13 protein-coding genes and 2 pseudogenes are annotated in these 14,717 nt (G+C 72.0%); 10 read left to right on the top strand and 5 right to left on the bottom strand.

Annotated elements, in window-relative coordinates; all coding sequences use genetic code 11:
* Positions 1–183: 183 nt before the first annotated feature.
* Positions 184–474: pseudogene (locus HDC93_RS13080) on the bottom strand (PadR family transcriptional regulator); the annotation flags it as partial.
* Here HDC93_RS13080 and HDC93_RS13075 point away from each other — a divergent pair.
* Positions 462–677 (top strand): annotated as a pseudogene (locus tag HDC93_RS13075) (MATE family efflux transporter); the annotation flags it as partial. The pseudogenes HDC93_RS13080 and HDC93_RS13075 sit on opposite strands and share 13 nt — an antisense overlap.
* On the opposite strand, the gene HDC93_RS13070 reads toward HDC93_RS13075, so the two are convergent.
* Positions 635–1,873 (bottom strand): glycosyltransferase family 87 protein, encoded by a 1,239-nt coding sequence (locus tag HDC93_RS13070; protein ID WP_185010280.1) that lies wholly within the window; start codon positions 1,871–1,873, stop codon positions 635–637. The pseudogene HDC93_RS13075 and the gene HDC93_RS13070 overlap by 43 nt on opposite strands.
* A gap of 120 nt (positions 1,874–1,993) precedes the next feature.
* Here HDC93_RS13070 and HDC93_RS13065 point away from each other — a divergent pair, with 120 nt between their 5' ends.
* Positions 1,994–3,136: a glycosyltransferase family 4 protein gene (locus tag HDC93_RS13065; protein ID WP_185010278.1), complete on the top strand. Its 1,143-nt coding sequence runs from the start codon at positions 1,994–1,996 to the stop codon at positions 3,134–3,136.
* A gap of 196 nt (positions 3,137–3,332) precedes the next feature.
* Positions 3,333–4,919: a GMC oxidoreductase gene (locus tag HDC93_RS13060; RefSeq protein ID WP_185010276.1), complete on the top strand. Its 1,587-nt coding sequence runs from the start codon at positions 3,333–3,335 to the stop codon at positions 4,917–4,919.
* A 13-nt stretch (positions 4,920–4,932) separates the two neighbouring features.
* Here the strand turns inward: HDC93_RS13060 and HDC93_RS13055 are convergent, their stop codons facing one another.
* On the bottom strand, positions 4,933–6,729 hold the full coding sequence (locus tag HDC93_RS13055) for a long-chain fatty acid--CoA ligase (protein ID WP_185010274.1): 1,797 nt from the start codon (positions 6,727–6,729) through the stop codon (positions 4,933–4,935).
* A gap of 296 nt (positions 6,730–7,025) precedes the next feature.
* On the opposite strand from HDC93_RS13055, the gene HDC93_RS13050 reads away from it, so the two are divergent.
* From HDC93_RS13050 to HDC93_RS13025, 6 genes are all read left to right on the top strand, one after another.
* Positions 7,026–7,823 (top strand): metallophosphoesterase, encoded by a 798-nt coding sequence (locus HDC93_RS13050; RefSeq protein ID WP_185010272.1) that lies wholly within the window; start codon positions 7,026–7,028, stop codon positions 7,821–7,823.
* A 108-nt stretch (positions 7,824–7,931) separates the two neighbouring features.
* A complete protein-coding gene (locus tag HDC93_RS13045) occupies positions 7,932–8,372 on the top strand; it encodes an SRPBCC family protein (protein ID WP_031107656.1) in 441 nt (146 codons plus the stop codon).
* A gap of 67 nt (positions 8,373–8,439) precedes the next feature.
* Positions 8,440–9,609 carry an ArsA family ATPase gene (locus HDC93_RS13040; RefSeq protein WP_185010270.1) on the top strand — a complete coding sequence of 390 codons (1,170 nt, stop codon included), beginning with the start codon at positions 8,440–8,442 and terminating at the stop codon, positions 9,607–9,609.
* A gap of 103 nt (positions 9,610–9,712) precedes the next feature.
* On the top strand, positions 9,713–10,213 hold the full coding sequence (locus tag HDC93_RS13035) for a DUF5304 domain-containing protein (protein WP_185010269.1): 501 nt from the start codon (positions 9,713–9,715) through the stop codon (positions 10,211–10,213).
* Between the two features lie 132 nt (positions 10,214–10,345).
* The gene (locus HDC93_RS13030; protein WP_031107652.1) at positions 10,346–11,299 is read left to right on the top strand and encodes an ROK family glucokinase; all 954 of its coding nucleotides are present in this window, start codon (positions 10,346–10,348) and stop codon (positions 11,297–11,299) included.
* Positions 11,300–11,534: 235 nt separating this feature from the next.
* Positions 11,535–12,281 (top strand): endonuclease/exonuclease/phosphatase family protein, encoded by a 747-nt coding sequence (locus tag HDC93_RS13025; protein ID WP_185010267.1) that lies wholly within the window; start codon positions 11,535–11,537, stop codon positions 12,279–12,281.
* On the opposite strand, the gene HDC93_RS13020 is transcribed toward HDC93_RS13025, so the two are convergent.
* Positions 12,278–12,907 (bottom strand): hypothetical protein, encoded by a 630-nt coding sequence (locus HDC93_RS13020; protein ID WP_185010265.1) that lies wholly within the window; start codon positions 12,905–12,907, stop codon positions 12,278–12,280. The genes HDC93_RS13025 and HDC93_RS13020 overlap by 4 nt on opposite strands.
* A complete protein-coding gene (locus HDC93_RS13015) occupies positions 12,900–13,697 on the bottom strand; it encodes a carboxylesterase (protein WP_185010264.1) in 798 nt (265 codons plus the stop codon). Before HDC93_RS13015 ends, HDC93_RS13020 begins: the two co-directional genes overlap by 8 nt.
* Before the next feature lie 202 nt (positions 13,698–13,899).
* Between HDC93_RS13015 and HDC93_RS13010 the strand changes: the two genes are divergently transcribed.
* Complete coding sequence (locus HDC93_RS13010) at positions 13,900–14,709, top strand: 1-acyl-sn-glycerol-3-phosphate acyltransferase (protein ID WP_185010421.1); 810 nt, start codon at positions 13,900–13,902, stop codon at positions 14,707–14,709.
* The last annotated feature ends 8 nt before the right edge of the window (positions 14,710–14,717 follow it).

The following is a 14,717-nucleotide window of genomic DNA, read 5'->3' as shown; positions in this document are numbered from 1 at the left end:
GCGAGGGTCTCGCGCGCCCCGTGGTCGCTGGGCTGGTCCGGGTCCGGACCGCCGAGGGTCTCGCGCGCCCCGTGGTCGCTGGGCTGGTCCGGGTCCGGACCGCCGAGGGTCTCGCGCGCCCCGTGGTCGCTGGGCTGGTCCGGGTCCGAGCCGCCGAGGGCCTCGCTCCGGCCGGTCTCCGCTTCACTCCGGCCGGTCGAGGCGGTCGACGGCCTCCCGCAGCCACGCCCTCTCCGCCTCGCCCGTCGCCCGGGCCACCCGGAGCATGCCGTGGCGGAACAGGTCCTCGGCCTCCTCGGCGCGGACCGGCTTGCCGGACGCGTAGAAGAAGCTCGTCGGGGTCTCCAGGAACTCCAGCCTCCGGCGCAGCACCGCGGCCTGCTCGTGCCGGTCGGGCAGGTGGCGCAGGAAGGCGAGGACCGTGTTGAAGCGGACCTGGTCGGTGATCTCGGTCTGCTTCGGGCAGCGGGGGCGCCTCGGTGCTGCTGCGGGTGACCCTGCTCGGGACCGCGGTGCAGCTGGCCCTGGCGTACAGCCTGACGGGGCTCGGGCTGCCGGGGGTGTGTGTCGCGCTGGCGCTCGCGGTGGCGGTGCAGTGCGCGCTGGCGGGGGTGCTGTTCCGGCGCGCCCCGGCTCAGGAGGAGACGGGGGTCTCCCCGGCACGGGCGGCCGGCTGAGAGGGCAGGGTGGCGGGGACCGTGCGCGGCACGGTCGCCTTCCACAGGGCGCGGGCCGCGAGGAGGGTGGCGGCCACCAGCAGGCCGTTGCGCAGGAACAGCAGGGTGAGGCCGAGACCGTCGCTGGCCACCACGTTTGCGAAGTAGTACGGGAACTCCAGCACCGTCACGAAGCACGCCACCAGTACCAGCGTGACGGGCAGCCGCATCCGGCTGCCCGGGAAGTACAGGCACACCGCCGCCAGCCCGACCAGCCACACCATGTACTGCGGGCTGATCACCCGGCTGGTGGTGGTGAACATCAGCACCGCGACGAAGGCCGCGTCGGCGAGCGTGTGCTCCTCGAAGTGCCGGGCCAGCAGTCGCCACAGCACCAGCCAGCCGAAGGCCGCCCCGGTCAGGAACAGCGCGCCGGTGCTCACCTCGCTCACGTACGGCCCGAGGAACTCGATCGATCCGTAGTTCAGCTTCACCTCGCCCTGCCAGCCGAAGTGCCGCGCGACGTGGAAGACCAGCGCGCCCAGCGACTCCACCTCGGTGCCCCGGTCGCGCTGGAAGGTCAGGAACGCGAACGCGCCCGGCATGGTCAGCGCGAACACCCCCGTCACCACGACGCCGGTCACCAGTGCCGACACCCAGGCGCTGCGCCGGCGGGCGGCGAGGAACAGCATCGCGGGCCACACCTTCAGCAGCGCCCCGAAGGCGGCCAGGGCCCCCATCGCCTTGGGGTGCCGGGCGCCCGCGAGCAGTGCGGCCATCGCCACGGCCGTGACCATCACGTCGTAGCGGGCGTACACCGTCGGGCCGAGCAGCGGGACGCCGATCACCCACACCCAGGCGCCGCGCAGCGACCGGCCCGGGCGGCGGCCCGCGTACGTCATCAGGGCCAGCACGGCCAGGTCGGTGACGCAGACCAGGACGTAGAACGCGGTCGCGTAGTCCAGGAAGGGCAGCAGGCCGGGGGAGAGGATCGCCAGCGCGGCGGCGGGCGGGTACTGCCAGGTGACGTCGTTCAGCGGGAACGTTCCGGTGCTCAGGACGTCGAACCAGCCCTGGTAGATCACCTGCACGTCGCTCGTCACGTCCGGGCCCGGGAAGACGTACACCTTCAGGACGAACAGCAGCAGCACCAGCCTCGTGAGACACCAGACCACCGGCAGCCATGCCGGGGACCGCCCCGTGCCCGTCGTCTTCACGTCGTGATCCCTGCCTGTTCGCCTGCCGTGTCGAGGGGGCCATGATGGGCCCGCCAGCTGTGAGCGTGCCATACGCGCCGGCGCACAGGGCGACGAGGGCGGTTCGGTAGGGTCGGCGGCGTGCGCAAGACCCTGATCGTGACGAACGACTTCCCGCCCCGGCCCGGCGGCATCCAGGCCTTCCTGCACAACATGGCGCTGCGGCTGGACCCGCAGCAGCTGGTCGTCTACGCCTCGACCTGGAAGCGGACCCGGGAGGGCATCGAGGCGACCCGCGCCTTCGACGCCGAGCAGCCCTTCACCGTCGTACGGGATCGCACGACCATGCTGCTGCCGACGCCGGGCGCCACCCGGCGGGCCGTCGGTCTGCTGCGAGAGCACGGCTGCGCCTCGGTGTGGTTCGGGGCGGCGGCCCCGCTCGGCCTGATGGCCCCGGCGCTGCGCGGTGCGGGCGCCGAGCGGCTGGTCGCCACCACGCACGGCCACGAGGCCGGCTGGGCCCAGCTGCCCGCCGCCCGGCAGCTGCTGCGCCGGATCGGCGACGCCACGGACACGATCACCTACCTCGGCGAGTACACCCGCTCGCGCATCGCCCCCGCCCTGACGCCCGGGGCTGCCGACCGGATGGCGCAGCTGCCGCCCGGCGTCGACGAGAAGACCTTCCACCCCGGCTCGGGCGGCGACGAGGTGCGGGCCCGGCTGGGCCTGATGGACCGGCCCGTGGTGGTCTGCGTCTCCCGGCTGGTGCGGCGCAAGGGGCAGGACACCCTGATCCGGGCCCTGCCCCGCATCCTCGCCGCCGAGCCGGACACCGTCCTGCTGATCGTCGGCGGCGGCCCCTACGAGAAGGATCTGCGACGGCTCGCGCACGAGACGGGCGTCGCCTCCGCCGTCCGCTTCACCGGCGCCGTGCCCTGGTCGGAGCTGCCCGCCCACTACGGCGCCGGCGACGTCTTCGCGATGCCCTGCCGCACCCGCCGCGGCGGCCTGGACGTCGAGGGCCTCGGCATCGTCTACCTGGAGGCCTCCGCGACGGGCCTGCCGGTCGTGGCCGGCGACTCGGGCGGCGCCCCGGACGCGGTCCTCGACGGGGAGACCGGCTGGGTGGTGAAGGGCGGTTCCCCGGAGGAGGCCGCCGACCGCATCACCGTCCTCCTCGGCGACGCCGGGCTCCGCCGCAGGATGGGGGAGCGGGGCCGGGCGTGGGTCGAGGAGAAGTGGCGCTGGGACCTGCTCGCCGAGCGGCTCAAAGACTTGCTGTAGGGCGGTCGTCCCTCGGGGCGCGGAGCTGTATCCATGTGCGGCTCCGTCGCGTGGGCGCGACAGGCCACGGACAACCCGCACCCGCCCCCAAGGATCACGCCGCACCCCACTAGGCGGAACCGAAAATTCCGCCGATGCTGCGCGCATGACAGTAAAACTGATGCAGCGTCAGCTGACAAGACGTCAGATCCTGGGCATGGCAGCCCTCCAGACCGCAGCCACCCTCGGCTTCACCCGCGTCGGCCTCGAAAGCGCCCGTGCCGCCCAGCCCGACGCCGTCGACACCGCCCCGGCGATCGTTGTCGGCTCCGGCTACGGCGGCGCCGTAGCCGCCCTCCGTCTCGGCCAGGCCGGCATCCGCACGATCGTCCTGGAGATGGGCCGCCTCTGGAACACCAACGGCCCCGACGGCAAGGTCTTCTGCACCACCAGCGCCCCCGACCAGCGGTCCATGTGGTTCCGCACCCGCACCGAGGCCCCCCTGTCCAGCTTCCTGTGGCTGGACGTGGTCAACCGGGACATCGACCCCTACCCCGGCGTCCTGGACCGCGTGCACTTCGACCAGATGTCCGTGTACGTCGGCCGGGGCGTCGGCGGCGGCTCCCTGGTCAACGGGAGCATGGCGGTCACCCCGCCCCGGTCGTACTTCGCCGAGCAGTTCCCCACCGTCGACGCCGACGAGATGTACGGCACGTACTTCCCGCGCGCCCGCGCCGCCCTCGGCGTGAACACCGTCGACCCCGCCTGGTTCGAGTCGACGGAGTGGTACCGCTTCACCCGCGTCTCCCGCAGGCACGCCGAGAAGACGGGCCTGCGCACCACCTTCGTGCCGAGCGTCTACGACTTCGGCCACATGCAGCGCGAGGCGGCCGGCACCGCCCCGAAGTCGGCGCTCGGCGGCGAGGTCATCTACGGCAACAACCACGGCAAGCGCAGCCTCGACAAGACCTACCTCGCCGCCGCGCTCGGCACCGGCAACGTCACCATCCACACCCTGGAGAAGGTGCGCGCCGTCGGCCGCGCGCCGGACGGCACCTACGTCCTGACGGCCGACCGCATCGACGAGACCGGCCGGGTCGTCCAGACCAAGGAGTACGGCTGCACGTACCTCTTCCTCGGCGGCGGCAGCCTCGGCACCACCGAACTGCTGCTGCGCGCCCGGGAGACGGGCACCCTGCCCGGCCTCGACGCCAGTGTCGGCGCCGGCTGGGGCACCAACGGCAACGTGATGCTGGGCCGGGCCAACCACCTGTGGGACACGGTCGGAGCGAACCAGTCGACCATGCCGGTCATGGGCATCGACGACTGGGCGAACACCGCCAACCCGGTGTTCGCCGAGATCGCCCCGCTGCCGACGGGCCTGGAGCACTGGGTGAGCCTCTACCTGGCGATCACCAGGAACCCGGAACGGGCGTCCTTGTCCTACGACACGGCCTCCGGCCGGTTGCGGCTGGGCTGGACGGCCGCGCACTCCGCGGTCTCCGTCGCCATGGCCAAGAGGCTCTTCGACCGGATCAACGCGGCCAACGCGACGATCTACCGCTACGACCTGTTCGGTTCGAGGAGCAAGGTCTTCGCCGACGACTTCACCTACCACCCGCTGGGCGGCTGCGTGCTGGGCAGGGCGACCGACGACTACGGGCGGGTCAAGGGATACCCCCGGCTGTACGTCACCGACGGCTCGCTCGTGCCCGGCTCGCTCGGGGTGAACCCCTTCGTGACCATCACCGCGCTCGCCGAACGCACGATGGCGCGGGTCCTCGCCGAGGACACCGCGCCATGACGCCGCACGCGCGCTACTTGGCGTAGATCGCCTCGACCTCGTGCGCGTAGTCCTTCGCCACCACGTTCCGCTTCAGCTTCAGCGAGGGGGTCAGGTGGCCCGACTCCTCCGTGAACTGGGAGGACAGAATGCGGAACTTCCGCACCGATTCCGCCTTCGACACCGCGGCGTTGCCGTCGTCGACCGCCGCCTGGATCGCGGCCAGCAGGTCCGGGTCCTCGCTCAGCGACGCCGCGGTGGAACCCGCCGGCTTGCCGTGGTCGGAGCACCAACGGCCCAGGAACTCCTCGTCGATGGTGACCAGCGCGCCCACGAACGGCCGCCCGTCGCCCACCACCATGCACTCCGCGACCAGGGCGTGCGCCCGGATGCGGTCCTCGATCACGGCCGGGGCGACGTTCTTGCCGCCCGCGGTGACGATGATCTCCTTCTTGCGGCCGGTGATCCTGAGGTAGCCGTCCTCGTCGAGGGTGCCGATGTCACCGGTGTGGAACCAGCCGTCGGCCAGCGCCTCCGCGGTCGCGCCGGGGTTGTTCCAGTACTCCTTGAACAGGTGCTCGCCGTGCAGCAGCACCTCGCCGTCGTCGGCGATCCGCACCACCGAACCCGGCAGCGGCTGGCCGACCGTGCCGATCTTCTGCCGGTCCCAGGGGTTGAACGCGGTGGCCGCGCAGGACTCGGTCAGGCCGTAGCCCTCCAGGACCGTGAAGCCGATGCCGCGGAAGAAGTGACCGAGGCGCTCGCCGAGCGGGGCGCCGCCGGAGATGGCGTACTCGCCCCGGCCGCCGAGGACCGCGCGCAGTTTGCTGTAGACGAGCTTGTCGAACGTCTTGTACTTGATCTTCAGGCCGAAGGACGGGCCCGAGGGGGTGTCCAGCGCCTTGCTGTAGGCGATGGCGGTGTCGGCGGCCTTGTCGAAGATCTTGCCCTTGCCGTCGGCCTGCGCCTTGGCGCGCGCCGAGTTGTAGACCTTCTCGAAGACGCGCGGCACACCGAGGATCAGCGTCGGACGGAACGCGGCCAGCTCGTCGGTGAGGTCCTTGATGTCAGGGACCGTGCCCAGCTTGATCGGCGCCATCATGGGCGCGATCTGCACCAGCCGGCCGAAGACGTGCGCGAGCGGCAGGAACAGCAGCACCGAGCACTCGCCCGTGCGGAACAGCGGACGCAGCCGCTCGACGATGTTGCCGCATTCGGCGAAGAAGCTGCGGTGGGTAAGCACACAGCCCTTGGGGCGGCCGGTGGTGCCCGAGGTGTAGACGATGGTCGCCGGGTCGTCGGCCTTGGCGAACGAGCCGCGCTCCTCGACCGTCTCGTCCGTGACGTCCTGGCCGAGCCGGCCCAGCTCGTCGAGGCCGCCGCCGTCGATCTGCCACACGTGCTTGAGCGCCGGAAGCCGGTCGCGCACCGACTCGATCGCGGCCGAGTGGGCGTCCGACTCCACGACACAGGCGGTCGCGCCCGAGTCGCCGAGGATCCACTGCACCTGCTCCGGCGAACTGGTCTCGTAGACCGGCACGGTCACCGCGCCCGCGCTCCAGATCGCGAAGTCCAGCAGCGTCCACTCGTAGCGGGTGCGGGACATCAGGCCCACCCGGTCGCCCGGCTGCACCCCGGCGGCGATCAGCCCCTTCGCGGCCGTGTGCACCTCGGCGAGGAACTCGGTGGCCGTGACGTCCTGCCAGTTGCCACCGATCTTGCGGGCGATGACGGCGACGTCCGGGTGCTGCGCGGCGTTTCTGCGGACGATGTCGGTCAGATTTCCGTCCGCAGGGACCTCGTACAAAGCCGGAAGGCTGAACTCGCGCAAGACTGCTGCTCCTCATAGGGCGCCGGCGCCACGACGGTGTGTGCTGCGACGGTGCGGTCCAAGGCTCGGGGAGGTACTCAGGCATTCACTTGTTGAAATGCAGAGCACGACTGGACTGCCCGGACGTTACCCGCCGGTATGGCTTCTCCGACAGGGGGTCCCGTCGAGATGTTCGCTGCGTCACACAGTTGGGTATTCCATCGCGCACAGTAGTCCACGGACTAACTGACTGGCCAGTAACCGCAGGTCCGGCCGCCACTGTTCACCTTTGCCGCACACGCTTACGCTTGATCGTCATGGCACCCACACCAGCCCGCAACCACCGGACGCGCGTACACGTGGTCAGCGACGTGCACGGCAACGCCCGCGACCTGGCCAGGGCCGGTGAGGGCGCGGACGCCCTGATATGTCTGGGCGACCTCGTCCTCTTCCTCGACTACGCGGACCACTCCCGCGGCATCTTCCCCGACCTGTTCGGCGTCGAGAACGCCGACCGCATCGTCGCGCTGCGCACCGCCCGCCGATTCGAGGAGGCCCGGGTGCTCGGGGCCGAGCTGTGGGCCGGACTCCAGGGGGAGCGCGCCACGGTGATCGAAAAGGCGGTGCGCAAGCAGTACGCCGAACTGTTCGCCGCCCTCCCCACTCCGACGTACGCCACCTACGGCAACGTCGACATGCCGCCCCTGTGGCGGGAGTACGCGGGCCCCGGCACGACCGTCCTCGACGGCGAGCGCGTCGAGATCGGCGGCCGGGTCTTCGGCTTCGTCGGCGGCGGCCTGCGCACACCGATGCGGACGCCGTACGAGATCAGCGACGAGGAGTACGCGGCGAAGATCGAGGCCGTGGGCGAGGTCGACGTGCTCTGCACGCACATCCCGCCCGAGGTGCCCGAGCTGGTCTACGACACCGTCGCCCGCCGCTTCGAGCGCGGCAGCCGCGCCCTGCTGGACGCCATCCGCCGCACCCGGCCCCGCTACTCCCTCTTCGGACACGTCCACCAGCCGCTGGTGAAGAGGATGCGGATCGGGGCGACCGAGTGCGTGAACGTGGGCCACTTCGCGTCGACCGGAACGCCCTGGGCGCTGGAGTGGTGAGGACGCCCCAGGTCGGGTGAGATCCGCGGGTCCCGTGCGCGGTAGCCTTCACGCTGCACGCACCTGCGCACGGCCTCATACCGGCCCGTATCTGGAGGAGCCACGGCGATGGCGGAACACACCAGCTCGAGCATCACCATCGAGGCGGCCCCGGCCGACGTCATGGCGGTCATCTCCGATTTCGCCCGCTACCCGGACTGGACCGGCGAGGTGAAGGAGGCCGAGGTCCTCAAGACCGACGCCCAGGGCCGCGCCGAGCAGGTCCGTCTCGTCATGGACGCGGGCGCCATCAAGGACGACCAGGTCCTCGGCTACACCTGGACCGGGGAGAACGAGGTGTCCTGGACGCTGGTGAAGTCCCAGATGCTCCGGTCCCTCGACGGCTCCTACCTCCTCAAGCCGTCCGGCGCGGGCGGCACGGAGGTCACATACGTCCTGACCGTCGACGTGAAGATCCCCATGCTCGGCATGATCAAGCGCAAGGCCGAGAAGGTCATCATCGACCGGGCGCTGGCGGGGCTGAAGAAGCGGGTCGAAGCGGGCAAGTAGCCCTGGCCGCGCAGTCACCCGTCGGCAGCACCGGGTGCTCCGGCGACTCCCGGTACCGTTCAGCCCCATGCGCACCATCCTGATCACCGGCCCCGGCGGCAGCGGTCGTACCACCCTCGCGGCCGCGACCGCCCTGGCCGCGGCGGCCGAGGGCGACCGCACCCTCGTCCTCGGCACCGACCGCGCGGACAGCCTCGGTGCCGCCCTGGGGGTGGCGACCGGCCCGGCCCCGGTCCAGGCCGCCCCGCACCTCACCGCCTGGCGTCCCGACGCCGCGCAGGACTTCCGCAGGGACCTCGTCGCCCTCCAGGACCGCGCCTCCTCCGCCCTGGACCTGCTCGGCGCCTCCCGCCTCGACCCCGAGGAACTCACCCCCCTGCCCGGCGCCGAGGAACTCGCCCTGCTGCGGGCCCTGCGGGACGCCGCGCTGTCCGAGAAGTACGACACCCTCGTCGTCGACCTCCCCCCGGCCCCGCAGGCCCTCGCCCTCCTCGCCCTGCCCGAGGAACTCCGCCGCTGTCTGCGCCGCCTCCTCCCGCCCGAACGGCAGGCCGCCCGCGCCCTGCGCCCCGTCCTCGGCCGCCTCGCCGGCGTCCCCATGCCCGCCGAGTGGCTCTACGAGACGGCGGCCCGCTGGGACCTGGAACTGGCCGCCGTCGAGGCGGTCGTCGCCGACCGCGGCACCGTCGTACGACTGGTCGCCGAGCCCGGCCCGGCCGGTGCCGACGCGCTGCGCACCGCCTGCCTCGGCCTCGCCCTGCGCGGTCTCGCCACCGACGTCGTGGTCGCCAACCGCGTCCTGCCCGAGGCGTCCCCGGACACCTGGCTCGCCGGCCCGGTCGCCCAGCAGCGCAAGACGCTGGAGGAGTGGCGGGAGTCGTACGACGTGCGCACCGTCGCCCACCTCGGACACGACCCACGCGGCGTGGACGACCTCACCGCCCTCGCCGTGCCCGGCGTCGCACAGGGGGCCCCCGCCGCCGACTGGCCGGTGACCGACCGGCTCGGTGAGGACGGCGTGCTCGTCTGGCAGATCCCGCTGCCCGGCGCCATACGCGAGGAACTGGACCTCGTCCGGCGCGGCGACGAACTCGTCGTCACGGCGGGGAGGTTCCGCCGGGTCGTCCCGCTGCCCTCCGTGCTGCGCCGCTGCACCGTCGACGGAGCCGCCCTGCGCGACGGCGAGCTGCGGATCCGCTTCGCGCCCGACCCGAAGCTGTGGCCGCAGGACAAGTGAGACAGCGGGGCGGAACCGGGCGAACACGGCCGGTCCCGGCCCGGGGACCCGGTACGCCCGTTCGGGTAACGTCGGAGGGACGAACCGTAGTCAGGAGTCCGTCATGAGCGAAGAGCTCCCCCCGTCCGACGCCGCCCGCGAAGAGGCCGCGGACGAGGTGCGGGCGAGCGACGCCGACGCCTGGGCGACCGCGTGCGCCGAGGACCTCAAGGCGGAGAAGGCCCGCCGCCGCGCCGAGCACGGCACGCCCCCGGGCTCAGCCGCCGAGGAACTGAAGAAGCTCGTCGACGCCGTCGCGGAGAAGCTGTCCGGTGCCCAGTCCCCGCTGCTCGGCGCGGTCGCGGGACCCGCCGCCCAGCAGGTCGTACGACAGGTCGTCCAGCAGGCCAAGGACGCCGTCGAACCCGTCATCGAACGCAATCCGGACGTCTTCGACCACCTGGCGGCAGCCGGGAACGAACTGCTCGCGGCCTACCGCTCCGCCGTGCAGGCCCAGGAGCGGCGCTGGACCGGCCGCGACGACCAGGACGATCCCCGTGACCAGGGCGGACACCGGGACGGCGGCGACGACGCCGGCCCCGGGGAGCGCATCGACCTGGACTGAGTCCCCGGCACCGGCCGGGCGGCGGCCGCGGTGCGGCCGCCCGGGGTGCCCACCGTGCGGACGACAGCGAACCCGGGGGCAGGGCTCGGGTACCGTTGGCCGTAGCGGGGCTCGACCGAAACTGAGGGATTCATGGGACTCACCATCGGCGTCGACATCGGCGGCACGAAGATCGCGGCCGGCGTGGTCGATGAGGAAGGCAACATCCTCTCGACCCACAAGGTGCCGACCCCGGGCACGGCTGAGGGCATCGTGGACGCCATCGCCTCTGCGGTGGACGGCGCACGCGTCGGTCACGACATCGTCGGCGTGGGCATCGGTGCCGCCGGCTACGTGAACCGGCAGCGCTCCGAGGTCTACTTCGCGCCCAACATCCACTGGCGCAACGAGCCGCTCAAGGAAAAGGTCGAGGCTCGCGTGGGCCTCCCGGTGGTCGTGGAGAACGACGCGAACGCCGCGGCGTGGGGCGAGTACAAGTTCGGCGCGGGCAAGGGCCATCGCAACGTCATCTGCATCACGCTGGGCACCGGCCTCGGCGGCGGCATCATCATCGGCAACAAGCTGCGCCGCGGGCACTTCGGCGTGGCCGCCGAGTTCGGCCACATCCGCATGGTGCCGGACGGCCTGCTGTGCGGCTGCGGTTCACAGGGCTGCTGGGAGCAGTACGCGTCGGGCCGGGCGCTGGTGAGGTACGCCAAGCAGCGCGCCAACGCCACCCCCGAGAACGCCGAGACCCTGCTCGGCCTCGGCAACGGCACACCCGACGGCATCGAGGGCAAGCACATCTCCATGGCCGCCCGCCAGGGCGACCGGGTGGCCGTCGACTCCTACCGCGAACTGGCCCGCTGGGTCGGCGCGGGCCTCGCCGACCTGGCCTCCCTCTTCGACCCGTCCGCGTTCATCGTCGGCGGCGGCCTCTCCGACGAGGGCGAACTGGTCCTCGGCCCGATCCGCAAGTCCTACAAGCGCTGGCTGGTCGGCGGCAACTGGCGCCCGGTGGCCGAGGTCCGCGCGGCGGAACTGGGCAACAAGGCGGGCCTGGTGGGCGCGGCGGACCTGGCGAGGGAACCCGACCCGATCATGTAAACCGCCGTGCGCTCTGAGGGGCGCGGGGCTGTATCCATGTGCGGCTCCGCCGCGTGGGCGCGAACAGCCACGAACGACCGGCACTCGCGCACGTACCCCGCGCCCCGAGCTGTCGGGCGCCGGGGGCGCGGGGCTGTATCCATGTGCGGCTCCGCCGCGTGGGCGCGAACAGCCACGAACGACCGGCAGGCGTACACAACCCCGCGCCCCGCCCCTCTGGGCGTAAATTGATCACATGTCGCTGCTCCCCAACTCGCGTACAGAGCCCGACGGTTCCGCAGTCATCAGGGTCCTCGGCTACAACATCCGCAGCATGCGCGACGACACCGAGGCCCTGGCCCGCGTCATCAAGGCCTGCGCACCCGACCTCGTCCTCATCCAGGAAGCCCCCCGCTTCTTCCGCTGGCGCAAGAAACTCGCCCGCCTCGCCCTCGCCTCCGACCTGGTGATCGTCACCGGCGGCGCCACCACCACGGGACCGGCCATCCTCAGCTCGCTCCGCGCGAGCGTGGAACGCACGGAGGACATCCTCCTGCCGCCCACTCCCGGCCTGCACCGCCGCGGCTTCGCCACCGCGGTCGTGCGATTCGCCGGCGCCCGCCTCGGCGTGCTCAGCTGCCATCTGTCCCTCCAGAAGGACGAGCGCTACGAGCAGTCCGGCATGCTCCTGGACCGGCTCGCCGGCCTGGGCGTGGAGCACGCGATCGCCGGCGGCGACCTCAACGAACGCCCCGAGGGCCCGGCCTTCCGCCGGCTGGCCGGCCGGCTGACCGACTGCCGGGCCGCGGCCCCCTGGGGCGGCGAGTACACCTGGACCCCCACCGACCCCTACCAGCGCATCGACGCGATCTTCGCGACCGGCGGCATCGAGGTGCTGGGCTGCGGCGTGCCGACCGGACAGCCGGGGGTGTCCGACGCAGACCTGAGGGCGGCCACGGACCACCTTCCGGTCCTGGCCGCCCTCAGGGTGCCGGCTTCCTAGACGACCGCACCCCGCCCGGGGTCGTCGTCCTCCTCGTCGTCCGTCCGCATGCGCATCACCAGCGTCGCGAACCCGCCGAGGAACCCGCCGATCCCCAGCGTGGTCAGCCACCACGTCATGTCCCAGCCGAGCAGCACGGCCAGCAGGAGCAGCACCGGACCGCCGAGCACGCCGAGCCAGGCGAACTTCGAGGTCGGGTCGGCGGTGGGCAGCGGGGGCGGCTCCGGGGGCACGAAGTGGCCTTCGTCGTCCTCGTCGAAGTCGTCCTCGGCGGGCTCGGGCGTGGTGTAGTCACGCGGGCCGACGCCGGGCGCGAAGGACACCGACCCGCCCAGGGGCTTCACGGGCGCGTCCCCGGGGCCCTCGGCCTCCTGCGGCTCGGCGGGCTTGACGGCGTCCCCGGACTTCACGGCCGTGTCGCCCCGGTCGCCGTCGATCCCGGAGTCGTTGGGCCCGCCCGCCGGCAGGGCCAGGTCCTCGACCGACTTGAACGGCTTGGCGCCCGGCGGGTCCGGCGGCTCCTCGCCGTACCCGGCGACGATCGCCGCCCAGGCGGCCTCCTCGTCGAAGGGGACGCCCTTCTCGTCCGGCTCCCGGCCCTCGCGGTCGGAGTCGTGCTCAGCCACCTGCGGTCGTCCCTTCCTTGCCGAGCCCGGGCTCCTTGCCGAGGCCGGACACGATGCGGCCGATGAACGCGAGGCTCTCCTCGTGGATCCGGTCCGCGTCATGGTCCAACGTGGCGACGTGGTAGCTCTGTTCCAGGATGACCTCTTTCACGTCCGTCGACGAGATGCGGCTGAGGATCCGGGCGGAGTCGACGGGCGGCACCACATGGTCCTGCGGGCTGCGCATCAGCAGCACCGGCTGGGTGACCTGCGGCAGCTCGCGGTCCGTGGCCTGGAAGAATCGGCGCAGCGAATGCGCCGCGTGCAGGGGCACCCGGTCGTAGCCGAGCTCCCTGCCGTCCGGCTTGGCGATGTCGCTGGCGATGCCCTTCGTCGCGGGGACGAGGTGGCGCACCACCGGGAGGGCGTGCGCGGCCAGGCCGTGCACCTTGTTCGCGGGGTTGACGACCATGACACCGCGGACGGCGTCGCCGTGCTTCGCGGCCAGCCGCAGGGCCAGCGCGCCGCCCATGGACAGGCCGGCGACGAAGACCGTCTCGCGGCGCTCGCACAGCAGGCGCAGCTGCCGGTCCACCTCCGCGTACCAGTCCTGCCAGCCCGTGATCCGCAGGTCCTCCCAGCGCGTGCCGTGCCCGGGCAGCAGCGGCAGGGAGACGGTCATGCCGTGCTCGGCGAGGTGCTCCGCCCAGGGGCGCAGCGACTGCGGTGATCCGGTGAAGCCGTGGCAGAGGAGGACGGCGACCTCTCCGCCCTCGTGGTGAAACGGCTCGGCTCCGGCAAGGACCGGCACCTTCGGCCTCCTGGTCGTGAGAAGGGACTGACACGATCACGGAATGTCACAGAACGTCATGGAAGGGGTCGCACGTCGTTCGCGGGACCTTCACCGTACGCGACCGCACTGACACCGACCAGGGCCGTCGGAGCCTTTGACAGCGCTCCGGGTTAAGGTCTGATCGACACATACAGGAGGCACTCGGTTGTTGTACGGCGCGATGAAGGTCACCATCGGGGGTCCGCTGAAGCTCGCCTTCAGGCCCTGGGTGGAGGGCCTGGAGAACGTACCCGCCGAGGGCGCTGCGATCCTGGCGAGCAATCACCTGTCCTTCTCCGACTCCTTCTTCCTGCCCGCCGTGCTCGACCGCAAGGTCACCTTCATCGCGAAGGCCGAGTACTTCACCACGCCCGGCGTGAAGGGCCGGATGACGGCCGCCTTCTTCAAGGGGGTCGGGCAGCTCCCCGTGGACCGCTCCGGAGCGCGCGGCGCGGGTGAGGCCGCCATCAAGAGCGGCATGGACGTGCTGGAGCGCGGTGAGCTGTTCGGGATCTACCCGGAGGGCACGCGCTCGCCCGACGGACGGCTCTACCGGGGCAAGCCCGGCGGCCTCGCGCGCGTGGCGCTCGCGACCGGTGCCCCCGTGCTCCCCGTCGCCATGATCGACACGGAGAAGATCCAGCCGCCCGGGAAGGTCATGCCGAAGCTGATGCGCCCCGGCATCCGCATCGGCAAGCCCCTGGACTTCAGCCGCTACCAGGGCATGGAGCACGACCGGTTCGTGCTGCGCGCGGTGACCGACGAGGTCATGTACGAGATCATGAAGCTCTCCGGCCAGGAGTACGTCGACATGTACGCGACGGCCATGAAGCGGCAGCTCTCGGATGCGGCGAAGGCGGAGAAGGAAGCCGAGAAGGCGGCCAAGGCCGCTCTCGCGCGGGCGGAGAAGGAACAGGCCGAGAAGGAAAAGGCCCAGAAGGCACAGGCCGAGAAGGAACAGCAGACGGAGCAGCGGCGGTCCGAGCCCTAGCGGGGCTT

The sequence above is a fragment of the Streptomyces sp. AK010 genome (assembly GCF_014207295.1).
GTDB lineage: Bacteria > Actinomycetota > Actinomycetes > Streptomycetales > Streptomycetaceae > Streptomyces > Streptomyces massasporeus.
The sequence above is the reverse complement of the archived record's forward strand: the minus strand, read 5'-3'. Positions and strand labels throughout refer to the sequence as shown.